Here is a 26,258-nt window from a genome sequence, read left to right as displayed (position 1 = left end):
GCCCGCGGTTAATAAAGGCGCACAGCAGTTTACGAGGCAGAGGTCACGCGGTAGACGTCGTAGACGCCTTCCACGTTACGAACCACGTTGAGAACATGACCCAAGTGCTTCGGGTCACCCATCTCGAAGGTGAACTTGCTGATCGCCACGCGGTCGCCGGACGTGGTGACCGAGGCCGACAGGATGTTCACCTTCTCGTCTGCCAACGCCTTGGTGACGTCGGAAAGCAACCGATGACGATCGAGCGCCTCGATCTGGATCGCGACCAGGAACACCGATGTCGCTGACGGTGCCCATTCGACGTCGATGATTCGCTCCGACTGATCGTGGAGCGAGTTGGCGTTGGTGCAGTCGGTACGGTGCACGCTGACCGCGCCGCCACGCGTGACGAAGCCCAGAATCGAATCGCCCGGTACCGGCGTGCAACACTTCGCGAGTTTTGCCACCGTGCCCGGTGCTCCGGGAACCAGAATTCCGGAGTCACCCGTACTGCGGGTGCGCACCGGCATGGTCGACGGCGTCGAACGCTCGGCCAGTTCCTCCTCGACGGCACCGACGCCGCCCAGATGAGCAACCAGTCGCTGCACGACGTGGTGCGCCGACACCTGACTCTCGCCTACGGCCGTGTACAACGCCGAGACGTCGGGATAGCGAAGTTCGTGCGCGATCGTGCTCATCGATTCGGCATTCATCAACCGCTGCAACGGAAGTCCCACACGGCGGACCTCCTTCGCGATCTGATCCTTGCCGGACTCGAGCGCCTCCTCGCGGCGTTCCTTCGCGAACCACTGACGGATCTTCGCCTTGGCACGCGGCGAGACGACAAACGTCTGCCAATCACGGCTCGGCCCGGCGGTGGCAGCCTTCGACGTGAAGACCTCCACCACTTCGCCGTTTTCGAGAGTTCGTTCCAGCGCGACCAGTCGGCCGTTGACCCTGGCACCGATGCATCGGTGCCCGACCTCGGTGTGCACCGCATACGCGAAATCGACGGGGGTCGATCCGGCAGGCAACGTGATGACGTCGCCCTTCGGCGTGAAGACGAAGATCTCCTTGACCGCGAGGTCGTAACGCAACGATTCGAGGAACTCCCCCGGATCGGCCGCTTCTCGCTGCCAGTCGAGTAGCTGACGCATCCACGCCATGTCGTCGACCTCGGCGATGTCGCCCGCGTGCTTGCCCTTGGTCTCCTTGTACCGCCAGTGCGCGGCGATACCGAACTCCGCGGTCCGGTGCATGTCCTGGGTCCGGATCTGGACCTCCAGGGGCTTGCCTTCCGGTCCCACGACGGTGGTGTGCAGCGACTGGTAGACGCCGTAGCGCGGCTGTGCGATGTAGTCCTTGAAGCGTCCGGCCATCGGCTGCCACAGCGAGTGGACAACACCGACCGCGGCGTAACAGTCACGCACCTCTTCGCACAGAATGCGCACGCCGACCAGATCGTGGATGTCGTCGAAATCGCGGCCCTTGACGATCATCTTCTGGTAGATCGACCAGTAGTGCTTGGGCCGGCCCTCGACGATGGCATTGATCCGCGAGGCGGACAGAGTCGAGTTGATCTCGGCGCGAACCTTGGCCAGATAAGTGTCTCGAGAGGGCGCGCGATCGGCGACCAGTCGAACGATCTCGTCGTACTTCTTCGGGTGCAGGATCGCGAACGAAAGGTCCTCGAGTTCCCACTTGACGGTCGCCATTCCGAGCCGATGCGCAAGTGGTGCAATGACTTCGAGAGTCTCACGCGCCTTACGTGCCTGCTTTTCGGGCGGCAGGAATCGCATCGTGCGCATGTTGTGCAGACGATCCGCAACCTTGATCACGAGCACGCGCGGGTCCCGCGCCATCGCGATGATCATCTTGCGGATGGTTTCGCCCTCGGCGGCGGTGCCCAGAACGACCTTGTCGAGTTTGGTGACGCCGTCGACGAGGTGAGCGACCTCGTCACCGAAGTCCTTGGTCAACTCTTCGAGTGAGTACCCGGTGTCCTCGACGGTGTCGTGCAGCAGGGCTGCGACGAGGGTGGTGGTGTCCATACCCAACTCGGCCAGAATGCTTGCGACGGCCAACGGATGCGTGATGTACGGATCGCCGGACTTGCGCCGCTGGCTCGAATGTCTGTCCTCGGCGACGTCGTACGCACGCTGGAGCAGCGCGAGGTCGGCCTTCGGATACAGCTCACGGTGGAGGCTGACCAACGGCTCGAGCACCGGGCGGATGGTGGCGTTGCGCTGACCGGTGATGCGTCGAGCAAGCCGAGCGCGCACCCTACGGGAGGCGGAAGCGGGCACGGCCAGATTCTGCCCACCCCGATTGCCGGTAGTTTGCGCAGATCCCGAATCGTCGGGCACCGCGGACTTCGATGGTGTCGTCTCCGGAGCCGGAACTGCACCCGTCTCCTGCGACACTGCACCCGAGTTCTGTGATCGATCAAGATTCGACGTCATGTCGCCACCTCCTACCACCGAGTTGGTTGAGGCAACCGCCCTGCATCGGGTAATTGCCCTGGAGGTCTAACTCGACCCCCAGGAGACAACTTTAATACTCAGACCTTCACCAGTGATGTCAGTGGGTACTTCAAGAAGCGATCTCGACCGCGCAGTTCCTCGATCTCGAGCACCACTGCGACGCCGACGACGTTCGCTCCACCCAACTCGACCAACTGCACAGCCGCCTCGAGTGTCCCTCCGGTAGCCAGAACGTCGTCGATCACCAGAACATTCCGCCCCGTGAGATCGAAGCCGTTTGCGGGAATCTCGAGAGTCGAGGATCCGTACTCGAGGCTGTACGAACGAGAGAGCACCGGCGGCGGCAGTTTGCCGACCTTCCGCACGGCAACGACTCCCGCACCCATCTTCGCGGCCGCACCGGCACCGAGCAGGAAACCGCGAGCATCGACGGCGGCGATCGTGTCGGCGTCCGGAGCACAGGCGACAAGGGCATCGAGCACGGCCCCGAACCCCTCGGCGTCGGCGAACACCGGAGTCAGATCGGCGAACCGAACACCGGGACCGGGAAAGTTGTCCGCCCAGCGGGTCAGCCGAACAACGGCGTCCCCGGCAGCCCGGTGGATTGCGATCAATTCTTCAGTCGTGTGCAAGGCAACACCATTCGAGACGCTCATCTGCGTAGTACCCATCTGTCCATGTTCCAGCCGGTAGCGGCCCGAGTCGGATTGACCAACACTGCCGACATGCCTGGAGCTACAGCGACAGTTCGTAGTTGATTGAACAGTGGAATCGTAGGCACCTGGGTCCACAGGATGTTCTCCGCCTCCACCGAGAGTCCCAATTGCGCACTCGTGCTCGCATCCACGTTCAACTGATCGATGATCTGATCGATCCTGGCATTTCCGTACGTACCGAGGTTTGCGCCGTTGCCCGATCGCAGCGCTCCGCGCGCGTCGATCATGCTCGCTGTTCCGCCTGCGCCGACTTTGCCTGCCATGCCGGAGAGCACGGCGTCGACTCCCCCACTCTGCAGACTCGCGGGATCGAAGCTGTCGCTACTTGCGTCCTCGACCGTGATTCCCGCCGGAGCACACGCGGCTTTCGCTTCGGAGACGATCTGCGCCCGCACCGGGTCCGGTGCGAGGTACCCGACCCGGACGGTCAACTGGTCGAGGTCGGCTTCCGACAACGACGTCTTCGCAGCCTCGATGTCGGCATTGGCGTACCGATCACCGTCGACCGCAGCGGCGTCGCTGTAAACGAGTGAATCCGGCGCCATCAGTCGCGAATCGACCACGCCGGAACCCAAACCCGCCTGCGGCGCATTCTCCGTCTGCCCGAACTTCTCGAACAGAGTCGTACGCGGAACACAATGCGCGAACGCTCGACGGGCGGCTTCGTCGCCCAGCGAACCAGAGGTCGCGAGAACGAACTGCTCGATCGACCGCGACGGAATCTGTTGGACGTCGAACCCGGACGGAGTACCGAGTTCGCCAGCCGAGCCGGAAGCGACGTCGACTACCTCGATCGAGTTCTTGTCGAGATCCTCGGTCAGATTCACACCACGTGGCCAGACGACGATGCGATCGGTCGCAGGCTTGTTGCCCCACCACCGCTCGTTCGCGACCAGCACCAGGCCGTCGTCGGTACTGTACGAGTCGATTCGATACGGACCAGCGGAGGGCAGTACGGAGGTGTCCACCTGACCTGGAGTCAGGTTCCACCCGGTGTTCCAGAAGTCCGCGATCTTCGACAACGCTTCGGTGTCACCGGCATTCACCGCGCTCACCACGTCGCTGACACCCGTGCGCTGCGTCACGACGTGTGAAGGCATCAACGCAGTCGCACCGAACAACGACCGCCAATCGGTGAACGATCGCCCGGGTTTGAATAACACCGTCGCGTCCTTCGCCCCGCTCTGGCAGTCGATCCGGTCGATGTCCGCGTATCCGAGATTGTTCGCCGTGTCGAACATGGGCTTCACGGCACCATCGACGTCTTCGGTGAACTTGCCACTCGACGCCGCCCAGGTGAGGACGAGATCGTCACAGGACATCGGAATCCCATCGGAGTACACGGACGCCGGATTGAGCTTGTACGAGACCGTGAGCACGTCACCGGGCAACTCAGACGCCGTTCCGATGTCGGTGTCGGAGACAGGTGCTCCGGCCGGGCCGGTGAACGTGAAGCCGGGAAGCACCCGGCCGAACGCGGCCATCGCCCCGGACACCGATCCAGCTGTCGTGTTGGCGTTGTACGTGGAGATGGAGTTGTCGATGGCATATCCGATGGACGGAACCTGCTCGGCGCTTTCCGAGCAGGCCGCCAACGAACCCGCAGCCACAGCGGTGGCCGCAACGAACGTCATCGATCGAACCAGTGTGCGTGTTCTTGGGAGCATGTTCAGTGCCCCTTCTTGTTTCGCTTTCCGGTCGGCCGCGCACCCGGCTGCGGAGCAACCGGAGCACGGCGTGCAGCTGGTGCGCCGACGGCAACCGTCTGCGTACCTTTCTCGGCCAGCGTAGCCCGGCGCGAGAGCACCTTACGAGTGTGCGCGGCAACGGGTCCCCAGCGTTCCTTCATCGACACCAGGAGCGGCGTCGCGAAGAAGATCGAGGAGTACGCACCCACGATGATGCCGACGAGCTGAACGAGCGCAAGGTCCTTGAGTGTGCCGACGCCGAGCATCCAGACCGCGACAACCATCAGAGCGATCACCGGGAGCACGCTGATGACGGTCGTGTTGATCGATCGCATCAAGGTCTGATTCACCGCGAGGTTGGCTTGCTCGCCGTACGTCCGGCGCGTCAGATGCAGAACACCGCGGGTGTTCTCTTCGACCTTGTCGAACACCACCACGGTGTCGTACAGCGAGAAGCCGAGAATGGTGAGCAAACCGATCACCGTCGCGGGCGTCACCTCGAAACCGACGAGCGAGTAGACGCCGGCAGTGACGATGATGTCGAAGAACAACGCAACGATCGCAGCTACCGCCATGTCCCGCTCGAAGCGGATGGCGATGTAGATACTCACGATCACCAGGAACACAATCAGCGCGATCAGCGCCTTCTTGGTGATCTGGCCGCCCCAGGTTTCACTCACGTCCGCAAAACTGATGGCTTGCGCCGACGGGTTCCCGTTCTTGTCCTTGGGCTGGAACTCGTCGAAGAGTGCCGACTGAAGATCGTTGATCTGCGTCGCGTTCAACGTCTCCGACCGGATCTGCACGGTTGCGCTGGCACCCGAGCCGACTGTCTGCACGCTGACCGGTTCGAACCCGAGTGTGTCGGAGTAGACGGTTTCCACCGCCGACGTCTCGACTCCACCCTCGGCCGGGAACTGAATGCGTGATCCGCCTTCGAAATCGATACCGAAGGTGAAGCCGCGCAGGATGATGCTCAGCAGCGCAATGGCGACCAGAGCGCCGGTCAGTCCGTAGTAGAAGCGACGCTTGCCGACGACCTCGAACGCACCCGTTCCGGTGTACAACCGCGAGAGCCAGCTGTGCTTGGGCATCGCGCCCTGATCGACGCCTGAGTCGGTGATCTCCGACCGGGCCGCCGCATCGGCGGATTCGGCGGCGGAACTGTTGGTGGACCCCACCGGGGAGTTGTTGGACTCGCTCATGCTCGTGTCTCCTTAGCCGACGCAGCGGCGGCAACCTTACGTTCGCGGGCAACCTCTTGCACTGCGCCGAGACCGTTGACGCTGGGCTTGGACCAGAACGCCGAACGGGACGCCATGCTGACCAGTGGCCACGTCACGAGGAACACGACAATCACGTCGAGAATGGTCGTCAGACCCAAGGTGAAGGCGAAGCCTCGCACCTGTCCGACCGCCAGCACGTACAGAACTGCAGCGGCGATGAAGCTCACCGCGTTGCCGGAAAGAATTGTTCGGCGTGCTCTTGCCCAACCGCGTGGCACCGCCGAGCGGAAGCTACGGCCCTCACGCATTTCGTCCTTGATGCGTTCGAAGAACACGACGAACGAGTCGGCGGTCATACCGATACCGATGATCAGACCAGCCATGCCGGCCAAGTCGAGCGTGAAGCCGATGTATCTGCCGAGCAGAACCATGATCGCGTAGACCATGACTCCGGAGAGAATCAGCGACAACGCCGTCAGGACGCCGAGCATGCGGTAGTAGACGAGGCAGTACAGCAGAACGAGAACGAGACCGACCGCGCCGGCGATCAATGCCGCCTGCAGTGAGGCCAGGCCGAGCGTGGCCGAGACCGTCTCGGCCTCAGAGGCTGCGAACGAGAGCGGAAGCGAACCGTACTTCAGTGTGTTGGCAAGTTCTTTGGCACTCTCGGCAGTGAAACTGCCCGTGATCGAGGTGGCGCTACCCGCAGGCGTTGCACCTTGAATCGTGGGAGCGCTGACGACCTTCGAGTCGAGCGTGAACGCTGCCTGCTTGCCGATGTTGGCTGAGGTGAACTCGGCCCAGGTGTTGCTGCCGGTCGTCTTGAACGAGAGGCTGATCTCGTGGCGCGACTGCTGCGAGTTGAAGACCGAAGACGCGTCGGCAATCTCCTGTCCGTCGATGATCGAAGGACCGAGGAGATAGATGTTCAGTCCGTCTTGCGAGCAGGCGACCAGCGGCAGGGTCGGGTCGTCGTTTCCACGGAGCGGATCCGCGACGGAGCAGTCGAGGTTCGCCACTGCTTGCTGCTGCACTGTCGGATCGCTGCTCTGTCGGAGGGCGCGCGCTGCGGCGATTTCCGCTGCTGCTGCGTCGCCTTCGTCGGTGCCGTCGCTCGGCGCGTCCCCGGTGGGGGCCGGAGTCGTTGTCTGCGGCGCGGGCGTTGCCTCGGGAGTAGTCGGGTCCTGAGCCAGGAACGGACGGTTCTGCGGCGTCTGCGTCCCGTCAGCGGGTGCTTCGGGGGCCGGTGCATCAGTGGCCGGAGTTTCGGCCGCCGGCGCCTCGGGCGTAGCTGTCCGATTCGCGTCACGGGTGGCGACGTCGATCGAACCCGTCACCGGGCGGATGTACAGACGAGCGGTCTGGCCGAGCGAGCGAGCCTGCGCACTGTCGTCGCCGGGAACGGTGATGACGAGGTTGTCACCGTCGACAACGACCTCGGAACCGGAAACGCCGAGACCGTTGACGCGGGTCTCGATGATTTCCTGAGCCTGCTTGAGACTGTCCTGACTGGGAGCGCTGCCGTCCGGGGTACGAGCGGTCAACGTGACGCGCGTTCCACCCTGCAGGTCGATGCCGAGTTTCGGCGTGGCCGACTTGTCTCCAGTGAAGAACACCAGGGCATACAGTGCCACTACCAGGACCCCGAAAAGGGCCAGGTAGCGGACCGGATGCACCGTTCCGGTGGAAGGTGCCACGATCTTTAAGTCTCCTCGGTAGGTGCAGAGCTTCAGTAAGTGCACGGCTCGGGTGGTCGACGACCACCCGAGCTGCGGCGTTCGAACTGCAACGATTGATCAACGGGGTGAACTGAGCTGCTGGTGTAAGAGCGGACAAGACAATCTGGACGTGTGTCCGAGTTCACAACTCTAGAACACGTACCAGTTCGACGAAGTCAGGACTCCTTGGTGAGCCGGATTTCGGTGTCGGCAGCAGACTCTTCGATCTCGGAAATCGAGTCGTCGTCATACTCGTCGGTCTCGGTCGTCTCGACGACGCGCTCACGGATGACCAGACGCGACCAGGTGGTGATGACACCGTCCGCGATCTCGAGGTCCACGGTGTCGTCGTCCAGGGAAGCGATCGTGGCGTAGAGCCCGGCCGTGGTCTGCACCCGATCGCCGACCTGCAGCGAGTCCTGCATCTCGGAAGTCGCGGCCAAGGCCTTCTTCTGCTTGCGCATGCCCAGGAACATGGGCACCAGCAGTGCGAGGATCAAGAGGGGGAAAAGCAAACTCGACATGTGTTGATCAACCTCGGTTGTGTTGCACGTTTTACGCCGCGATGGTCCCGGATGGACCTACGCAATACACCAGTGTGCCATTAGTTGCTGAGGATTCCTGACAGATCGGCCGTTCAAGTAGGCCTTTCCAGTCGAAATTCACTCGCCGTTCGGATCGAACAACGTGGCCTGCGGTTCGTTGACACGAACCTCGATACCGCCCGCTGCGGCATCCGGCGGCGGTGTCATTCCGAGTTGAGTCCAGGCAGCGGCGGTAGCCACACGTCCTCGCGGCGTCCGGGCGATCATTCCGGCCCGGACCAGGAACGGCTCGCACACTTCTTCCACCGTCGACGGTTCCTCGCCGACGGCCACCGCAAGCGTCGACACGCCGACGGGCCCGCCGCCGAACGAACGCACCAAAGCACTCAGTACCGAACGGTCGAGACGGTCCAAGCCCAACTGGTCCACGTCGTAGACGGCCAAGGCCGCCTGAGCGACGTCCATGGTGACGATTCCGTCGGCGCGCACCTCGGCGAAGTCGCGAACCCGGCGCAGCAATCGGTTCGCGATACGCGGTGTCCCCCGCGAGCGTCGTGCGATTTCGGCACCGGCGTCAACTTCGAGATCGACGCCCAGAATTCCGGCCGAACGCATCAGAATCTGTTGCAGCTCTTCGGGTTCGTAGAAATCCATGTGAGCGGTGAACCCGAAGCGGTCGCGTAACGGACCGGTCAGCGCACCCGACCGCGTAGTCGCACCGACCAGCGTGAACGGTGCAACCTCCAGAGGAATCGACGTGGCGCCCGGCCCCTTACCGACGACGACGTCGACACGGAAGTCTTCCATGGCCAGGTACAACATCTCCTCGGCCGGACGAGCGATTCGGTGAATCTCGTCGATGAACAACACATCGCCCTCGACGAGGTTGCTCAGCATCGCAGCCAGGTCTCCGGCGCGTTCGAGCGCCGGTCCGGACGTCAACCGCAGAGAAGAGCCCAACTCCCCCGCGATGATCATCGCCATCGACGTCTTGCCGAGCCCGGGGGGACCGGACATCAGGATGTGATCAGGCGTGCTGCCGCGAAGTTTTGCTCCGGTGAGCACGAGCTGCAGTTGTTCGCGAACACGAGGTTGACCGATGAAGTCGTCGAGACTCTTGGGGCGCAGACTCGCTTCGACATCACCGTCTCCCGCCACCAATTCGGCAGAGACCTGCGACTCGTCGTCGAAATCGTCGATCGGGTCGAAGTTCATCGAGTCTTACCGAGCAGCGACAGAGCGGAACGCAGTGCGACCGACGTGGTGGCCTCGGGCGATTCCGCCAGAACCGAATCCGTGGCCTGCTCTGCCTGCTTGATCGGGAAGCCCAGACCTTCGAGAGCCTCGACGATCTGATCACGGATCGAGCTGCCGACGACGACACCGGACGCCGCGCCGGCCGTCGTCGCGACGGCGTCGACCTTGTCGCGCAGTTCGACAACCATGCGCTCGGCGCCGCGTTTTCCGATACCGGGCACCCTCGTCAACGCCGTCAGGTTGCCTTCCGAGAGCGCCCGCCGCAGCGCGTCCGGTTCGAGAACTGCAAGAGTTGCCATCGCCAGGCGCGGCCCGACACCCGAGACCGTTTGCAAAAGGCTGAACAGATCCTTCGACTCGGTATCGGAAAAGCCGTACAACGTCATCGAGTCTTCGCGAACGATCATCGTCGTGAACAGTCGCGCTTCGCTTCCCCGGTGCAGCGCACCGAGAGTCACCGGGGTGGCATTGACCCGATAGCCGACACCTGACGCTTCGATGACCGCGTGATCGAGCGCAATATCGAGTACCTCGCCGCGTACCGACGCGATCATCGTGAACCTGCCTTCTTCGTCTCGGCCAATTTTGCCTGATACTTACGCATTTGTTCAGCGGCCATCGCCTCGGCGCGGGCCATCCGCTCGATCATCGGTGCTCGCCAGCAGTGACAGATCGCCAGCGCCAGAGCGTCGGCAGCGTCAGCCGGTTTCGGCGCCGTCTTCAAATTCAGAATTCGCGTCACCATCGCAGTGACCTGCGCCTTGTCGGCGTTACCGCTGCCGGTGACGGCGGCCTTCACCTCGCTGGGCGTGTGGAAACACACCGGAATGCCGCGTCTGGCGGCAGCGAGCGCGACAACTCCGCCTGCTTGCGCCGTCCCCATCGCGGTACTGACGTTGTGCTGCGCGAACACGCGCTCGATCGCGACCACCTCCGGCTTGTACTGCTCGATCCACAGTTCAGCCGCATCGGAGATCCGCAGAAGTCGAGAACCGAGGTCCATCTCGGCCGGAGTCCGCACCACGTCGACCGCAATGGGGCGCACTTTCCTGCCGTTGCTCCCGTCGACCACTCCCAACCCGCAGCGAGTCAAGCCTGGGTCCACTCCGAGCACGCGCACTTGTCACACCTCTCCATACCGAACAGCTGTTCGATAGCTTAGCGGTGCGCGGGACTACTACCCCGCATCAACACGCAACCCGGCCCGGACGCGGACGTCAGGACCGGGTTGAGTTGAAAAGCAATCAGTCTTCGAGAGCCGCGAGAACCTCGTCGGAAAGATCGATGTTGGTGTAGACGTTCTGCACGTCGTCAGAATCTTCGAGCGCGTCGACAAGCTTGAAGATCTTGCGTGCGCCGTCGACATCCAGGGGAACCTCGACGGAAGCGCGGAAATCGGCCTCAGCGGAGTCGTAGTCGATGCCGGCTTCCTGAAGTGCCGACCGTACGGCAACCAGATCCTGTGGCTCACTGACGATTTCGAAGGTTTCACCGAGATCGGTGACTTCCTCGGCACCGGCGTCGAGCACAGCCATCAGGACGTCGTCCTCCGACTGGCCGTTCTTCTCGAGCGTGACGACACCCTTGCGAGCAAACAGGTAGGAGACGGAACCCGGGTCAGCGAGGTTGCCACCGTTACGGGTCATCGCGGTGCGAACTTCACCGGCTGCGCGGTTGCGGTTGTCGGTGAGGCACTCGATCAGAACGGCGACGCCGTTGGGTCCGTAGCCCTCGTACATGATGGTCTGCCAGTCTGCGCCGCCCGCTTCTTCACCGGCGCCGCGCTTGCGCGCACGCTCGATGTTGTCATTGGGAACAGACGTCTTCTTCGCCTTCTGGATGGCGTCGTACAAGGTGGGGTTGCCCGTGGGATCGCCACCGCCGGTTCGTGCCGCCACCTCGATGTTCTTGATCAGCTTCGCGAAGGATTTGCCACGACGTGCGTCGATCACAGCCTTCTTGTGCTTGGTGGTGGCCCATTTTGAGTGGCCGCTCATGCGATTCAAGCCCCTTTCCTGCTGCGTTGCGCACGCCGAATGCGCGTCTTTCAGCTCTGCCGATGTTACCCGTCCCACGTCACAACTCGCTGCATCCCCCGACACGAAATAGTCAAACCACGCATTGTTTGCATAGAATGCAAACATGTTGGTGCGAATAGATCACGCCTCCACAACTCCACTCGCGGAGCAGATTGCGGCCGGGGTTCGTGGCTCGGTCATCCGCGGTGAGATCGGTCCCGGTGACCGTCTGCCGTCCGCTCGCGCTCTCGCCGACTCGATCGACGTCAATCTCCACACGGTTCTTCGGGCGTACGCAACACTCCGCGACGAAGGCCTGATCGACCTCCGACGCGGACGTGGCGCCGTTATTCGCGCCGAGTTCGACTCGGGAAGAACAGCTCTCAACGAATCTGCGCGCGAGTTCGTGCGGCAGGCCCGAAATCTCGGACTCGACACCGCGCACATGCTCGACCTCATCAAGGAGACCAGCACACAATGACGACCAGCAAGATCCGACTCTGGACAGCAGCTTCACTGACGTTGATCCCGACCCTGATCCTGGTTCGCGCGCGCTTCGCGTGGGATGAACGCCTGCCCGAAACCGTCGCGAGCCATTGGTCCGGATCGACCCCGGACGGGTTCAGCACCACGACGACGTTTTTCGCCATCGCGCTGGTGATTTCACTGGTGGCTGTCGTTTGCGCCTGTGTCGTCGCGGCCCGTTCGAGCGACAACGCGCCCCTGTTTCTGGCCGTCACCTCGATCTCGAGTGCGACACTCGCGACGATCTGGATTCTGAGCGTCGCCCTGACGATCGACGCCGGGTCGCCGGAAGACGCGCGTATCGGCTGGTGGATTCTTGCGCCGATCGCGACGGTACTCGTAGGAGTTCTGGCATACGCGCTGCCTGACCAGCAACGAAGCGGCCCGGAGCCGGCACTGCCGACCCCGACGCTCGACACTCCGCTGACGGCCTCCGAACGTGCAGTGTGGGTCGGGCAGGTCCGCAGCGTCTGGCCGTGGATCGTTACCGCCGGCCTCGTAGTTCTCGTGATCGCGACTGCCGCGTACTCGGATTGGTGGGTTGCCGTGATCCTGGGTGTGTCCACACTCGCCGTCACAGCATTCGCTTCGATCACCGTGCGCGTCGACCGTCACGGTGTCGGCATCAGTTCCTGGGGCGTTCGATGGAAGAAGATCCCCATCTCGAAGGTGAAGTCCGCATCAGTCGACGCGATACGTCCAGCCGAATGGGGCGGATGGGGTTACCGAATGACACCGCGCGGAACAGCCGTCACTCTCCGCTCGGGTGAGGCCATCGTGGTCACTCTCGAGAGCGGACGACTGTTCGCCGTAACCGTCGATCACCCGGAAGACGGTGTGAAGCTGATCAATTCGTTGGTTCAGGCTGGTTGATTCACGAACAACGTCAATTCACGAACAACACGGCAGCGGCATTGCCGGCGAGGTAGAAACCGGCAATGCCGAATACCCAACCCATTGCGCTGTCGCCGTAGCGAGACATCAGCGAGTCCACTCGGCGCAGCGGCTTGCCGAGGCGGTTGCCGGCCACGACCCGCCCGCACAACAGAAGCACTGCGGGCATGGCCATGATCAGGCAGTATCCGGCAAGTATCGACGCAGACGCGACTGCGGGCAGCCCAGCAGCGGTGATCATCGCGATCGCCGCCAAGTAGGGCAACATCGTCACCAATTCGGCGGTTCCGGCAGCAATCGCCAGAAGTACAACACTTCTCGCGGAACTGGCCGAGCCGAGCACCCGCTCTCGCCAAACATGGGTTCGATCGGCCTGACCGGATGTGCGTCTCTTCTCGGAATCGAATCGAAAACTCCACGCGAACAACGCGATACCGAGAATCAACTGCGCAACGCGGGCGGCGGGGGTGTCGAGTAGCGGGGCGACGACTGGCATGCCTACCCGTGCCGTCGTCCAGACGGCCACCCCGACAACAAAATAGAACGTCGTGATGACCACCAGATATGTCAGCAGCCTGCGAACCTGCGGTCGTCCCGGCATCAACAACATCCAGACCGGGACGACCAATGTTCCGATGCTCGTACTGTCCAGCAGGGCGAGCCCGCCCAGCGTGGTGAGCAGGACGAGTTCCACGTCAGTCGTTTCGGCGCTCGGGTATCGCTGTCTCCCTCGTTCGGACTGCATTCACGATGTCGAAGGCACCGATGATCGCGAGGATCACGCCGAGTGGTCCGCCGCGAAACCAGAAGAACTCGGCGTCACGCGCGAACAGCCACAGACAGCCGCCACCGACGACCAAGAGAATGCCGATCATCAACTCGAAGCGAATTTTCATACGTCGAGCCTGTCTTCTCTATCGAATCCGCACATCAGCCATCGGAACAACGCCGACCTCATCATTTGGTATGACAAGTCAGGCGCCCCGATGTGCTCTGATAAGTCTGTGGTGACCAGAAGTCGGAGTGTCGGCAAGTGGAACGATCCGCTCATCGCCTTCGGCCTGTTCGCGATCGGGGTACTCCTCTACCTGGTCGGCCTGTACCAAATGTGGACCGATGTCGGAGGTGTCGCCGACGTTCCCGCCGGGGTTCGGATCGGGATGCTGGCTCTGCTGTGTGCGATCGACTCGTTCCGGCGGGTGCGTCCGGCAACAGCTTTGGCGGCGGGGGCCGTCATCGTCGCGGTCGACGCTGCCCTGGGACCCACTCTGCCGATGTGGCTGGTCCTCTCGGATCTCACCTACGCCGCAGTTCTGTACGGGACGGCGCGGCTGGGCCGAGTGGTGTGTTCTCTGACCGCGGTGACGGTTGCCGCGCTCACCGCCCTCGTCTACCTGTCCACCCAGGACGTCCGCGCTGCGGCTGGGGCAGGCGTGGTGACCGCTCTGTTCTTCGGTACACCGGTGTGGTGGGCACTGGTCATCCGTCGACAAGTCGAACTGACCGAGGCCGAACGCGAGCGTTCCAGAGTCCACGAAGCACTCGCCACTCTGGACCGCGAGGCCGCAGTCGCTCACGAACGAGCAACCATGGCGCGCGATCTGCACGACGTCATCGCAAGCCACCTCTCCGCCATCGCAATCCATTCGGAGGCGGCACTGTCCACCTCAGCTCTCTCCGGTGAACGGGGCCAACCAGACGACGGATTGAGGGAGATGATCGGAGCGATCAGATCGAGCAGTCTCGCGGGCCTTTCCGAGATGCGGTCGATGATCGAACTGCTCCACGCCGGGGACGACGAGACCCCGGACCCGCGTTCCTCTCCCCCGCGGCTGACCGAGTTGCCCGTCGTCCTGGACGCAGTTCGGGCAGCCGGCGCCGCCGTGCACGTTGCGATCGACATCGATACTGCCGACCTGCCGAGCGTGGTCGATCACACGGCGTACCGGATCACCCAGGAGGCGTTGACCAATGCGCTCAAGCATGCGCCTGGTGCACCGATCTCGATGTCGATCTCTCTCCAGCACAATGCATTACAGATCGAGATCCGAAACCCCATCGGTCGCGACACATCCAGTTTTCGGGCGGGAACGCACGGACTTGCAAACATGCGTCACCGCGCCGAACTGCTGGGCGGTTCACTCGACGCACTTCCGGTCGACGGAGAATGGACGGTATGCGCACAGATACCGGTCCCCGCGCCGAACGGAACGGATCGGTGATCACCGTCGCCCTGGTCGACGACCACGCCGCGATCCGGTCGGGACTCGCGATGATCCTGCGGCAGCACGACGACATCGATGTCGTCGCAGAAGCCGGTGACGGAGCGTCGGCGATCACCGTCACCCGCACGCATCAACCCGACGTCGTACTCATGGACGTCCGGATGCCAGGCACCGACGGCATCGAGGCGACGCGTCAGATCATCGGGACGACCCGCAGCCGGGTTCTGGTGTTGACCACCTTCGACCTCGACGAATACGTCTTCGCGGCCCTGCGCGCCGGTGCTTCGGGATTCCTGCTCAAGACTGCGACCGCGGACGAGCTGACCAGCGCTATCCGCAACGTCGCGGCCGGAGATGCAGTGCTCGCTCCGCGCGCGGCGCGTGTCCTGATCGGCGAGTTCGTGCAGCGCGCACCCAAACCCACCGAACCGCTGGGATTGAGCGAGCTCACCGACCGTGAACGCGAGGTCCTCGCGCTGTTGGGGACGGGTATGTCCAACGCCGAACTGTCGCGTGAACTCGGAGTCGGTGCTCCGACGGTGAAGTCGCACGTGTCGCGAGTTCTGTCGAAGTTGCACCTCACCTCACGCGTCCAGGCGGCGATCCTTGCCCGCGAACTGGAGCTGTAGGTTCGGCCGAGGCTGACTACTCCAGTTATCCGCGAACCAGATCGACGAACATCTCGTGCACTCGACGGTCCCCGGTAACCTCGGGATGGAAAGAAGTGGCGATCACCGAGCCCTGCCGAACCGCGACGATCCGGCCCGCGGCCTCCCCCGCGGCGGCGGGAACCTGCGCAAGGACCTCAACGCCCGGCCCAACTCGCTCCACCCACGGCGCGCGGATGAAGACAGCGCGAATGGGATCACCGATGATGCCCTCGAACTCCAGGTCGGACTCGAAAGAATCAACCTGCCGACCGAAAGCGTTGCGGCGCACCGTCATGTCGATGGCGCCGAGATGCTCGGCGTCCGGCCGGGTGTCTAGTACCTCGCTCGCCAGCAGAATCATGCCGGCACACGAACCGTAGGCCGGCAGCCCCCCGCGAAGACGCTCACGCAGCGGATCCAACAGTTCGAACACCTGCAGAAGCCGGCTCATGGTGGTGGATTCGCCACCCGGAATCACGATTCCGTCGACCTTGTCCAGCTCCTCCGGCCGTCGGACACCCACGGCATCCGCACCCGAATCATCGAGTGCGGCAAGGTGCTCGCGAACATCACCTTGGAGGGCGAGTACACCGATCAACGGACGCGTCATCACACAGTTCCTGTCTTGTTCTCACGGCTGTTCTTGCTCTCATGGCTGTCGGGTTCGCGTTCGAGACGCGTCAAACCCTCCTGAACCACCGCTGCCACCATGTTGCCATCGCGATCGTAGATACGCCCCTGAGTGAGCGCGCGACCGAAACCTGCCGACGGCGATGTCTGGTCGTAGAGCAACCACTCGTCGGCCCGGAACGGACGCAGGAACCACATCGCGTGATCGAGCGAAGCAGTCTGCGTCTTCACGCCGCGGTGCGGGACTTTCGAAGTTCCGAGCAGGGTCATGTCACTGAGATACGCAAGCGTGCAGATGTGCAGCAACGGACGATCCGGCAGAGCCTCGCGGTAGCGCATCCACACGCGTTGCTGCGCGGCGAGATCCGGCGCTGACGCGCTCTGCTCAGCGGGCACAATTCTGATGTCCCAGTTCTTCCACTCCTGATAGAACTGCGATTCAGCCAACTTCGGAACGGTCTGCGCGTCCGGCAAGTCCTCCGGCGCCGGAACGGAGGGCATCCGGTCCTGGTGCTCGATACCTTCGTCGTCGACGTGGAACGAGGCCGACATCGTGAAGATCGTCTTGCCGTCCTGAACTGCATTCACCCGGCGGGTGCAGAACGAGCGCCCGTCGCGGATGCGGTCCACCAGGTAGACCGTCGGAATCTTCGGATTGCCCGGGCGCAGGAAATATCCGTGCAACGAGTGCACGTGGTAGCTCTCGTCAACGGTGCTCACGGCAGAAACCAACGACTGCCCGGCAACCTGCCCGCCGAACGTCCGTTGAAGTGCGGTGGGATGGACCGCACCACGGAAGATGTCCTTCTCCAGGTGTTCGAGCGCGAGGATCTCCTCGATACCAACCATGAGTCCTCCGAAAACATAGACCGCCGCACTGGGCGCGATGACGGTTCACAATATCGCCTCGGCGAGCGGGCACGGCACCATGGTGGGCGTGAGTACATTCATCCCGTCCAGTCCCCTCGCCTTGGCCGAGCAGATTGCAACGCTGAGCGGATCGTTTCCGTCGGTGGCGGTAGTAGCGATCGACGGACCTGATTGTGCACAGCCGTCTCGGCTCGCGGAACTGGTCGGCACCGCCGTCGAGTCGCGCAACAGGCCGAGTGCTGTTGTGTCACTGCACGACTACGTGCGGCCGGCTTCGCTGCGATACGAGTTCGGCCACGAGGATGCGCTGAGTTACCGCACTATCTGGTTCGACTATCCGGCACTCGATCGTGAAGTGATCACCGCAGCCCGCACCAAACGGGCGTTCTTGCCGAAACTCTGGGACGAACCCACCGATCGATCGGCTCGTTCGACCCGTATCCCCGTCCATGAGCGCGCGGTCATCGTGATCGCCGGTCCGATGTTGCTCGGGCGCGGGCTGGAGTTCGACGTCAGCGTGCGCCTGGACATGAGCGAACCTGCCATGCGGCGGCACACACCGGAGGCAGATCTGTGGACCGTCGAGGCACTCCTCGAACACCGATCAGAAGTGTCCGAGGAGGTCGATTTCGAGGTCAGATACGACCATCCGGCCCGGCCTGCGGTGCGGTCTCGCCAGTGAAGGTCTCACTGCGATTGATGTCACGTCGGCCGACCTCACGTCGGCCGACCTCACTTCGGGCGATACAGCCTGGTCAGACCCTCCTGGACGACTGCAGCAACCATATTTCCTCGGCTGTCGAAGATTCGTCCCTGCGTCAGTGCGCGACCGAAGCCCGCTGACGGCGACGTCTGGTCGTACAACAGCCACTCGTCGGCGCGGAACGGCCGCAGGAACCACATGGCGTGATCGAGCGAAGCGCTTTGCATGGCGACGTCCATGTGGGGGCCGCGAGAAGATCCGAGCAGCGTCATGTCGCTCATGTAGGCAAGCGTGCACACGTGAAATACCGGGTCGTCCGGGAGTGCCTCGCGGGAACGGAACCACACTTGCTGCTGCGCGGCAGCGCCCGGACGTTTGTCGATGTCGGCCTTCGGCACCATTCGAAGGTCCCAATCGGACCACTCACGCGCCAGCCACGCAGTCTCGGGATCCTCCGAATCCTGGGCGATGGCCAAGGTCTCGGGGTCAGGAACGGGTGGCATCTCGTCCTGGTGCTCGATGCCTTCGTCTTGGACGTGGAAGGACGCCGACATCGTGAAAATGGCTTGCCCGTCTTGAATTCCGGTGACCAAGCGGGTCGCGAACGATCGACCGTCCCGAACACGATCAACCAGAAAAACCGTCGGCTCCGTCGGATTCCCCGGACGCAGGAAATATCCGTGCAACGAATGAACCGAGTAGGCCGGATCGACCGTGCGTACCGCCGACACCAATGCCTGTCCGGCGACCTGGCCGCCGAAAGTGCGGGTCAGGGTGGTCTCCGCGATGATTCCTCGAAAGATGTCCCGCTCGAGGCGTTCCAACTCCAGAATTTCTTCGATCCTCGCCATCGATGCTCCACATCTTCCCGTGTACCGACGTCTACCGACCTTCACACAATGCCTGACGCACCCCCGGCCACCAAAGTGGGCATACAAAATCATGGAGTTGCACGCCGCCCTACTCAGAATGGAGGTGGATCGCCTCCGCCGTCGAAGGTCCTCCTCTGGGCCTTCTTCTTCATTCGGAGGTGCATTCGTAACCGCTGCCGCCGGCGTTCACCCCGCACACGAGCGGCTTTGTTTTCCAGACGTGTGCGCCGACGCCGACCACCCTCGGGCAGTACAGGCTCGAGCATTCCCGCCAGCAGACCTGACGGCCTCGTTCGGTAGCAATGTCCGGTCGGCGAGGTCAGCATGACGCTGCGGTCCGGGTTCGAGGTGTGCACCCACTGACCGGAGTGCTTGAGGCGGTGATGGTTTCGACAATAGGCACTCAAGTTCGAGGCCACGGTCTTTCCACCACGAGTGGGATCGCGATGATCAAAGGGTTCAGTGTGATCGAGATCTGAATTCCACGCAGCGACATCGCAGTGCAACCACTGACAGCTTCCTGCGATCACCCGCACCCAGGTGTCGAGGACAGCGCCCGGGCGGTACACGAACGCAGAAGGAACGACGGGCGAAGGTACTGGCTCGCCCATACCGGCAGCCTCGAGCGCGGCGTCGGCTGGTACCTTCACATTCCGAATCAGCGCACCCGCGACGATGTCACGCGCATGCTCTGCGCTGATCACGCCATAACCGTCGAGATGAGCGGGTTCGTCTCCACCTGGTGCGTCACCGCCCTGAAGCGTGGATTCCAGCATGACCACGTGAACCAACGGCCGACGCACCACAACAATCCCGCTACGGTCTTGTGGGCAGTCGGCCCGGCCGCAATCGCACGGCAGAATCGTCGACCCGGCTACCAACGCTCCCAATGCGTCGGCTCGTCTCTGCTCGTACTTACGGGAATCGTGTCGACACACCGACATCGCCAACTCACGTAACCGACTATCGAAAGCCCGTGCGTCCTCCGCCGGGATGCTCCCCAAAATCCGCGCCATTCCGTCTTCGGCAGCGCTCACACCCACGAACCGGTCAGCGAGGGCGCGGCGTCGACGCTCGCGCATCCCCTCCGGATCCACCACGGCGACGATACGGTCGATGGCCGCCGTCAATCGGCGGCCGGTCAGGCCGGTACCGCCATGTATCGGTGGTGCTGAAATCTTTTCGAGGAGTTGCCGTTCCACCTCGTCTATCAAATCGTCATCGACGTTGGCTGTAGCGGAGTCGATCAATCCGACTCGATACAGGTCCAGTTCTCCGCGCGCCATGGCGGCACGCGTGCGATGGAGGCGAGTCTTGAGAGAAAAGCCGAGACCGATCAACTTTCCCGCTGCGGCACGGCCCATGGTCAATGCCGCGCCGAGCTCGGCCTCAGCCAGTTCGTGAGCGGTAGACGACCAAGCACCGTTATCAGTGTGGTCAGCGCTGCGACGCTCGAAAAACTCGGCAATGGCAGCCAGTTTCCGTTCCACGAGCATCGATTCGCGCGCATGCAGATCGGCAATGAGATCGATGAGGGCGCAGTCGGATTCGACACCGGGCAGCTGTGCTGTGGTACCCGAACTACCTACTCCGTGATCGAACATTCCTCCACACTATTCGAAATTATGTTCGAACATCTACAGTTTTCAGAAATCAGTCCGAAGAATCCCGATTGACCGAAAGTTCACGGTCAATATCACCAAAAGTGATGGGGTGGGCACAAATACGACTTGGACTTGCAGAGAGCCCCGATGACAGACTCGAACACCATTCCCGGACAAAAGAACCCATTGAGGAACCGATGAACGACGCCAGTACCTGGACCGCACGACTCGCCGCACTCGACCTGACCCTCCCGCCTCTTGCCACCCCCGCAGGTTCATACCTTCCCGCCGTTCAGACGGGGTCATACGTCTACACGTCGGGGCAATTGCCGCTCGTCGACGGCACTACGACGTGCATCGGCAAGTTGGGCGAAGGTGTCTCCGTCGAAGACGCCGCCCAGGCGGCGCGGTTGTGCACTCTCAACGGACTCGCGGCCGTTGATGCCTTGGTCGGTCTCGACCGCATCGTTCGGGTCGTCAAGGTCGTTGGATTTGTTGCTTCCGGATCGGGATTCTCGCAGCAACCTCAGGTGATCAACGGTGCGTCCGACCTGCTGGCCGAGATCTTCGGTACCGCTGGACAACATGCCCGCTCAGCGATCGGCGTCGCCGAACTACCCCGAAACAGTGCCGTCGAGGTCGAGTTCGTGTTCGAGGTATCGGACAGCATCTGATCGGTCTGCCACACCCCGAAGGGGCGGCGGTTGCCAACGCAACCGCCGCCCCTTCGTCTGTGAGGACTTTCAGGCACTGAGCCCGGTCGTCGAACCTGCTGTCACCAACCGCGCTCTGCGAGGCGGTGTCCGACGGGCAGGTCGTCGACGTTGATACCGACCATTGCCTCGCCGAGTCCGCGCGAGACCTTGGCGAGCACGTCCGGGTCGTCGTAGAACGTGGTGGCCTTGACGATGGCCTCGGCGCGCTGCTTCGGGTTGCCGGACTTGAAGATGCCCGATCCGACGAACACGCCCTCGGCGCCGAGCTGCATCATCATGGCAGCGTCTGCCGGGGTGGCGATGCCGCCGGCGGTGAACATGGTGACCGGCAGCTTGCCGGCCTTGGCGACCTCGACGACCAGTTCGTACGGGGCCTGCAGTTCCTTGGCGGCTACGTACAGTTCGTCCTCGCTCAGCGAGGTCAACCGGCGGATCTCGCCGCGGATGGTGCGCATGTGAGTGGTGGCGTTGGAGACGTCTCCGGTGCCTGCTTCACCCTTCGAGCGGATCATGGCCGCGCCTTCGTTGATGCGACGGAGCGCTTCGCCGAGGTTGGTGGCGCCACAGACGAAGGGAGCGGTGAACTTCCACTTGTCGATGTGGTTGGCGTAGTCGGCCGGGGTCAGGACCTCGGACTCGTCGATGTAGTCGACGCCGAGGCTCTGCAGGATCTGCGCCTCGACGAAGTGACCGATGCGTGCCTTGGCCATGACGGGGATGCTCACGGTGGAGATGATGCTGTCGATCATGTCCGGGTCGCTCATGCGCGAGACGCCGCCCTGTGCGCGAATGTCTGCGGGGACCCGCTCGAGTGCCATGACGGCAACGGCGCCGGCGTCTTCGGCGATCTTGGCCTGCTCAGCGGTGACCACGTCCATGATCACACCGCCCTTGAGCATTTCAGCCATGCCGCGCTTGACGCGGGCGGTGCCGATGGCGGTGGTGGGGGCAGAGTCGGGGGTGCTCACAGCAAACTCCTGCAGTAGTGGCGTGACAAAAGAAACAAGGCACGGCGAACACACGAGTTCATTCGCTCGGAGGCCTCTGGCCAGAACTCTAGGACGAACCGGCCTTCGATTCCGTATCCAATTTGCCATTGCTGGCCTTAAACGGCCGCGAGCACTGAACGACCGAACGATCAGCGGATGGAACGCACTTCCGGATCCTCGGTACCGTCCGCGATCGTCGCCGCTTCCACCAGGAGGTTTGCCAGATCCAACGGGTAGACCGGCTCACCGGACTTGGCCAATTGGCGGATCTCGTCGGCGCTGCACCAGCGATGGCCGGTGATGGCACGCTGCTCCAATTCGGTGTGGCCTTGGAAGACCGGCTCGAAGCCGTGAGTGCGCGTAGCAAAGAACAGCTCTTCCGAACGGATCAGCTCACCGTCGAACGGGAAAATCGCCACACGACGCCAGAGCGGACCTCGCAGATTCTCCGGAGCCACGACGAATCCGGTCTCCTCCTCGATCTCACGAACGGCAGCCGCCCGTAGGTGTTCGCCCCGTTCGAGCCCTCCGCCGACGGTGAACCAGAAGTAAGTGTTCGGGATCTTGGGATCGTGGCCGCGCAACAGCAGCACCCGATCGTCCTCGTCCAGCATCACCACGCGGGCAGAGGTCCGTGACGTATCCACGGTGATGCCCTCGGGCACTGCCGCCGCGGTGGTGCGCTCGGAGATCTCGAAATACTGAGGCAGCGGTGCCGTTCCACCGAGGTGCAGCCAGCGAACAAGTCGACGCGTACGCAACGCGAGAGTGTCTCGCACCGCGTCGTTGTGGAACCGCCGGGCGATCAGCACGCGCGCTTCGGCATCGGCCAACTCGGCCACCAGTTGAGGGCGCAGCGACGTCGTGCCGTAGGCAGCAAGAGCATTGGACAGCCGGTTCTCGGCAAGCTCGCGATCCTGACGATCCGCACGTTCGGCGGCGTCCGCCAAGGTGACGAATCTGCGGGCGTCGTCGGCGCTCATGTCCACAGCCGCCGCGCGGACAACCGCGGCACGACGGGACAGAGCCGCATCGAGCGCCAACCACGACTGATCCGAACGCACATGCAGTCGATCGAGTCGGTTCGCCGTCCCGTACGCCCACAGTCCGACGACCAGGACGACGGCAGCGACAAGCCCGAGAATGAAGATCGTCAGAGCGGAGAAGGTCATGAACCCACCACGCGTACGCCGGTGCCGCCAACCGTGACGGTCTCGTAGACACGCAGGATCTGTTCGGCCACCACCGGCCAGTCGTATTCGGCAACAACACTTGTCGCGGTGTTGACCAGCGCGCGTCGTCGATCCGGGTCACCGAGAACGGAATCGATTGCCTCGGCCAAGGCATCGGAGTTCCCGATGGGGACCAGCAAGCCGGCCTGACCGTCGCGAAGAACACGGCGAAAAGCGTCCAACTCACTGGCCACGACGGCAGTGCCAGCCGCCATGGCCTCGACCAGCACGATCCCGAAGCTCTCACCGCCGAGATTGGGCGCGCAGTAGACGTCCGCACTGCGAAGCGCCGACGCCTTCTCCTCGTCACTGACCTGCCCGAGCAGGCGGAGATGCTTGAAGTACTTACCCGCCTCTTTGCGGAGTTTCTCCTCGTCGCCGCGTCCGACCACGATCACTTCGAGATCCGGGTGACGCTCGACCAACTCCGGCAGCGCACCGAGGAGGACGGCCATCCCCTTGCGCGGTTCGTCGTAGCGACCGAGGAACAGAATGGTTCCACCTTCGCGCGGGTAGCCGGGCAACAGATCGGCCTCGGCAAACGCTGCGACATCGACGCCGTTGGGGATCTCGACCGCGTCGGATCCGAGAGACTCGACCTGCCAACGACGCGCCAACTCCGAGACTGCGATCCGGCCGCTGATCTTCTCGAGATACGGAGCCAAGACACCCTGAAACGTGCTCAGCACCAACGACTTCGTGGTCGACGTGTGGAAGGTGGCGACGATCGGGCCTTCCGCGATGCGCAACGCGAGCATGGACAGACTCGGCGCATTGGGTTCGTGGATATGTAGAACGTCGAAGTCACCTTCCGCGATGAACTTGCGGAGGCGGTTGTTCGCCGTCGGGCCGAAAGACAACCGCGCAACAGAACCGTTGTAGGGAATCGCGACGGCTTTACCTGCGGAAACCACAAAATCCGGCAACTCGTCGTCATCGGACGACGGCGCAAGCACACTCACTTTGTGGCCGCGTTCGATCAGCACCTCGGCCAGATCCACCACGTGCGCCTGGACGCCGCCGGGGACGTCGAAGGAGTACGGGCAGATCATGCCGATTTTCATTCACCCTCCATGCGGGCGAGCCGCGATTCGGAAAGGTCCGAGCGCCACAGCGGTTGAAGCATGTGCCAGTCAGCGGGGTGCGCTGCGATGTTGACCGCGAAACGGTCGGCAAGTGCTTGCGTGGCCGGGCCGACTCCGCCGGATACGTCGATCGGCGGGTCGATCTTGAAGCCCCATCCGTCGGGTGTGAACCAGCAGTGGACCGGTAGCAGCGGCGCGCCGGTGTCGATCGCGAGCTTCGCCGGGCCGGCGGGCATGCGAGTGGGTTCTCCGAAGAACGTGACTGGCACACCCTTCTTCGCCAGATCGCGCTCCCCCAACAGGCACACGATCTTGTTCTCACGCAGATGCTTGGAGAGTTCGACGAACGGAGGATGCTCCCCGCCGCTGAGCGGGAAGATCTCGAAGCCGAGACTCTCGCGATAGTCGACGAACCGTTCGTACAGGGATTCGGGCTTGAGCCGCTCGGCAACGGAGGTCAACCCGCCCCACTGCTGAACGCACCACACGCCGGCCATGTCCCAATTACCGCTGTGCGGCAACGCCAATACCGCGCCATGACCTGCCGCCATTGCCTTTTCCAGATGTTCCTGGCCCTCGACCAGCGCATGCAGCGCCTTACCCGTCGCGACCAGGTCCATCGACGGAAGACGAAACGCCTCACGCCAATACCGGGCGTACGAGCGCATCGAATCCTTGATCAACTGATCCGGAACTTGCTCCGGCGTCGTGCCCAGAACTCTCGCGAGGTTCTTCCTGAGTTGTTCGGGTCCGCCCTTGCGTACCGCGAAATCCGCTCCGGCGTCGAACAGCTTGACCGCCACCGATTCCGGCAGGCTTCGCACCAGACGCCAACCCGCGGCGTATCCCAGGTCGGTTGCACGCTCGGCAAAGCTCATTTCTCTGCCTCGCCGTCCGTGTTCGGCGCACCTTCGACCGTCGATGCGGCCGGGGCGATCGGCAGAAGTTCCCGGGCGCCAGGGGAATTGCGCACCGCGAGCACTCGCTGGAAGACCGTCACGATGCTTCCGGCGGCAAGTACCCACATCGCGATGTGGATTGCCCACGGAAGACCCATACCCGTCAGGCCGGATCCGACCAACACGATGATCAATCGGTCCGGGCGCTCGATCCACCCGCCGTCCGCAGTCAGCCCGCTCGCCTCCGCGCGCGCCTTCGCGTACGAGATGACCTGCGAGGTGACGAGGCAGATGAGCGTCGCGACGAGCAGCCACTTGCTGTTCTCGTGGTAGACCGCCCACCAGGCCAGGCCGGCAAAAATCGCGCCGTCGGCGACGCGGTCGCAGGTCGCGTCCAGTACCGCCCCGTACCGCGTTCCGCCGCCGCGAGCACGAGCCATTGCGCCGTCGAGCATGTCGAACATGACGAAGAACCAGATGAACATGGTTCCCCAGAACAGATGTCCGGACGGAAACAGCGTCACCGCACCGGCGACGCTTGCCACCGTGCCGATCACCGTCACCGAGTCCGGCGTCAGACCGGTCTTGACCAGCGCCTTCCCCATAGGTGCCGTCACCTTGGACACCGATGCGCGCCCGAAGAAGCTCAACACCGCAGGAACCCTCCCCGTCGTGAGTTCCGGTTCGGAACTCGTTGCAGCAATGCATCCTGCCATGAAGCCGGATGCGTCAAC

Annotated in this window: 27 protein-coding genes; 6 read left to right on the top strand and 21 right to left on the bottom strand. The window is 63.0% G+C overall.

Annotated features, from left to right (window positions below; all coding sequences use genetic code 11):
• Positions 1-29 precede the first annotated feature (29 nt).
• The 10 genes from P3G66_RS27680 to P3G66_RS27635 all read right to left on the bottom strand — a co-directional run bounded on the left by P3G66_RS27680 (position 30) and on the right by P3G66_RS27635 (position 11,609).
• Positions 30-2,441 (bottom strand): RelA/SpoT family protein, encoded by a 2,412-nt coding sequence (locus P3G66_RS27680; RefSeq protein ID WP_003943344.1) that lies wholly within the window; start codon positions 2,439-2,441, stop codon positions 30-32.
• 98 nt (positions 2,442-2,539) lie between these two features.
• On the bottom strand, positions 2,540-3,073 hold the full coding sequence (locus P3G66_RS27675) for an adenine phosphoribosyltransferase (protein ID WP_029255289.1): 534 nt from the start codon (positions 3,071-3,073) through the stop codon (positions 2,540-2,542).
• Between the two features lie 41 nt (positions 3,074-3,114).
• Entirely contained in the window at positions 3,115-4,845 is a 1,731-nt protein-coding gene (locus P3G66_RS27670; RefSeq protein ID WP_276117397.1) for an ABC transporter substrate-binding protein, read from the bottom strand.
• Between the two features lie 2 nt (positions 4,846-4,847).
• Positions 4,848-6,071 (bottom strand): protein translocase subunit SecF, encoded by a 1,224-nt coding sequence (gene secF / locus P3G66_RS27665; protein ID WP_276117396.1) that lies wholly within the window; start codon positions 6,069-6,071, stop codon positions 4,848-4,850.
• Entirely contained in the window at positions 6,068-7,789 is a 1,722-nt protein-coding gene (secD, locus tag P3G66_RS27660) for a protein translocase subunit SecD (protein WP_007732956.1), read from the bottom strand. Before secD ends, secF begins: the two co-directional genes overlap by 4 nt.
• Positions 7,790-7,986: 197 nt before the next feature.
• Positions 7,987-8,334, bottom strand: coding sequence for a preprotein translocase subunit YajC (yajC, locus tag P3G66_RS27655; protein WP_003943339.1), 348 nt, complete (start codon positions 8,332-8,334; stop codon positions 7,987-7,989).
• A gap of 138 nt (positions 8,335-8,472) precedes the next feature.
• A complete protein-coding gene (gene ruvB / locus P3G66_RS27650; RefSeq protein ID WP_003943304.1) occupies positions 8,473-9,570 on the bottom strand; it encodes a Holliday junction branch migration DNA helicase RuvB in 1,098 nt (365 codons plus the stop codon).
• Positions 9,567-10,166 (bottom strand): Holliday junction branch migration protein RuvA, encoded by a 600-nt coding sequence (ruvA, locus tag P3G66_RS27645; protein WP_007732953.1) that lies wholly within the window; start codon positions 10,164-10,166, stop codon positions 9,567-9,569. The genes ruvB and ruvA overlap by 4 nt, the downstream gene beginning before the upstream one ends.
• A complete protein-coding gene (gene ruvC / locus P3G66_RS27640; RefSeq protein WP_003943325.1) occupies positions 10,163-10,732 on the bottom strand; it encodes a crossover junction endodeoxyribonuclease RuvC in 570 nt (189 codons plus the stop codon). The genes ruvA and ruvC overlap by 4 nt, the downstream gene beginning before the upstream one ends.
• Positions 10,733-10,856: 124 nt before the next feature.
• Positions 10,857-11,609, bottom strand: coding sequence for a YebC/PmpR family DNA-binding transcriptional regulator (locus tag P3G66_RS27635; RefSeq protein WP_007732951.1), 753 nt, complete (start codon positions 11,607-11,609; stop codon positions 10,857-10,859).
• A gap of 145 nt (positions 11,610-11,754) precedes the next feature.
• Here P3G66_RS27635 and P3G66_RS27630 point away from each other — a divergent pair, with 145 nt between their 5' ends.
• A complete protein-coding gene (locus P3G66_RS27630) occupies positions 11,755-12,111 on the top strand; it encodes a GntR family transcriptional regulator (protein ID WP_047269313.1) in 357 nt (118 codons plus the stop codon).
• On the top strand, positions 12,108-13,028 hold the full coding sequence (locus P3G66_RS27625; RefSeq protein ID WP_276117395.1) for a hypothetical protein: 921 nt from the start codon (positions 12,108-12,110) through the stop codon (positions 13,026-13,028). Before P3G66_RS27630 ends, P3G66_RS27625 begins: the two co-directional genes overlap by 4 nt.
• Before the next feature lie 13 nt (positions 13,029-13,041).
• On the opposite strand, the gene P3G66_RS27620 is transcribed toward P3G66_RS27625, so the two are convergent.
• Positions 13,042-13,743: a GAP family protein gene (locus P3G66_RS27620; RefSeq protein ID WP_276117394.1), complete on the bottom strand. Its 702-nt coding sequence runs from the start codon at positions 13,741-13,743 to the stop codon at positions 13,042-13,044.
• Position 13,744: 1 nt separating this feature from the next.
• Positions 13,745-13,945, bottom strand: a complete 201-nt coding sequence (locus P3G66_RS27615) for a hypothetical protein (protein ID WP_003943331.1) — start codon at positions 13,943-13,945, stop codon at positions 13,745-13,747.
• A 111-nt stretch (positions 13,946-14,056) separates the two neighbouring features.
• Between P3G66_RS27615 and P3G66_RS27610 the strand changes: the two genes are divergently transcribed.
• The gene (locus P3G66_RS27610; protein WP_230359835.1) at positions 14,057-15,271 is read left to right on the top strand and encodes a histidine kinase; all 1,215 of its coding nucleotides are present in this window, start codon (positions 14,057-14,059) and stop codon (positions 15,269-15,271) included.
• Positions 15,226-15,903, top strand: a complete 678-nt coding sequence (locus P3G66_RS27605; protein ID WP_054826058.1) for a response regulator transcription factor — start codon at positions 15,226-15,228, stop codon at positions 15,901-15,903. The genes P3G66_RS27610 and P3G66_RS27605 overlap by 46 nt, the downstream gene beginning before the upstream one ends.
• A 25-nt stretch (positions 15,904-15,928) precedes the next feature.
• Here P3G66_RS27605 and pdxT read toward each other — a convergent pair whose 3' ends face one another.
• The gene (pdxT, locus tag P3G66_RS27600; protein ID WP_003943308.1) at positions 15,929-16,534 is read right to left on the bottom strand and encodes a pyridoxal 5'-phosphate synthase glutaminase subunit PdxT; all 606 of its coding nucleotides are present in this window, start codon (positions 16,532-16,534) and stop codon (positions 15,929-15,931) included.
• The gene (tesB, locus tag P3G66_RS27595; RefSeq protein ID WP_007732935.1) at positions 16,534-17,403 is read right to left on the bottom strand and encodes an acyl-CoA thioesterase II; all 870 of its coding nucleotides are present in this window, start codon (positions 17,401-17,403) and stop codon (positions 16,534-16,536) included. Before tesB ends, pdxT begins: the two co-directional genes overlap by 1 nt.
• A gap of 79 nt (positions 17,404-17,482) precedes the next feature.
• Between tesB and P3G66_RS27590 the strand changes: the two genes are divergently transcribed.
• Complete coding sequence (locus P3G66_RS27590; protein WP_003943324.1) at positions 17,483-18,106, top strand: hypothetical protein; 624 nt, start codon at positions 17,483-17,485, stop codon at positions 18,104-18,106.
• A 50-nt stretch (positions 18,107-18,156) separates the two neighbouring features.
• Here the strand turns inward: P3G66_RS27590 and P3G66_RS27585 are convergent, their stop codons facing one another.
• Together P3G66_RS27585 and P3G66_RS27580 are read right to left on the bottom strand one after the other, a co-directional pair.
• On the bottom strand, positions 18,157-18,978 hold the full coding sequence (locus P3G66_RS27585) for an acyl-CoA thioesterase II (RefSeq protein WP_276117393.1): 822 nt from the start codon (positions 18,976-18,978) through the stop codon (positions 18,157-18,159).
• A 113-nt stretch (positions 18,979-19,091) separates the two neighbouring features.
• Entirely contained in the window at positions 19,092-20,603 is a 1,512-nt protein-coding gene (locus P3G66_RS27580; protein ID WP_276117392.1) for an HNH endonuclease signature motif containing protein, read from the bottom strand.
• Positions 20,604-20,800: 197 nt separating this feature from the next.
• Between P3G66_RS27580 and P3G66_RS27575 the strand changes: the two genes are divergently transcribed.
• Positions 20,801-21,277, top strand: coding sequence for a RidA family protein (locus P3G66_RS27575; RefSeq protein ID WP_003943343.1), 477 nt, complete (start codon positions 20,801-20,803; stop codon positions 21,275-21,277).
• 101 nt (positions 21,278-21,378) lie between these two features.
• Here P3G66_RS27575 and pdxS read toward each other — a convergent pair whose 3' ends face one another.
• The 5 genes from pdxS to pgsA form a co-directional block, all read right to left on the bottom strand.
• Positions 21,379-22,287, bottom strand: a complete 909-nt coding sequence (gene pdxS, locus P3G66_RS27570) for a pyridoxal 5'-phosphate synthase lyase subunit PdxS (RefSeq protein ID WP_003943338.1) — start codon at positions 22,285-22,287, stop codon at positions 21,379-21,381.
• 170 nt (positions 22,288-22,457) lie between these two features.
• On the bottom strand, positions 22,458-23,480 hold the full coding sequence (locus tag P3G66_RS27565; protein ID WP_042919908.1) for an NUDIX domain-containing protein: 1,023 nt from the start codon (positions 23,478-23,480) through the stop codon (positions 22,458-22,460).
• Positions 23,477-24,604 carry a glycosyltransferase family 4 protein gene (locus P3G66_RS27560; RefSeq protein ID WP_003943332.1) on the bottom strand — a complete coding sequence of 376 codons (1,128 nt, stop codon included), beginning with the start codon at positions 24,602-24,604 and terminating at the stop codon, positions 23,477-23,479. Before P3G66_RS27560 ends, P3G66_RS27565 begins: the two co-directional genes overlap by 4 nt.
• Positions 24,601-25,503, bottom strand: a complete 903-nt coding sequence (locus tag P3G66_RS27555) for a phosphatidylinositol mannoside acyltransferase (RefSeq protein ID WP_030536867.1) — start codon at positions 25,501-25,503, stop codon at positions 24,601-24,603. The genes P3G66_RS27560 and P3G66_RS27555 overlap by 4 nt, the downstream gene beginning before the upstream one ends.
• Positions 25,500-26,177: a phosphatidylinositol phosphate synthase gene (gene pgsA / locus P3G66_RS27550; RefSeq protein ID WP_037130749.1), complete on the bottom strand. Its 678-nt coding sequence runs from the start codon at positions 26,175-26,177 to the stop codon at positions 25,500-25,502. Before pgsA ends, P3G66_RS27555 begins: the two co-directional genes overlap by 4 nt.
• Between the last annotated feature and the right edge of the window lie 81 nt (positions 26,178-26,258).

The organism is Rhodococcus sp. C3V (assembly GCF_029269915.1).
Taxonomy (GTDB): Bacteria; Actinomycetota; Actinomycetes; order Mycobacteriales; family Mycobacteriaceae; genus Rhodococcus_F; species Rhodococcus_F qingshengii.
The sequence above is the reverse complement of the archived record's forward strand: the minus strand, read 5'-3'. Positions and strand labels throughout refer to the sequence as shown.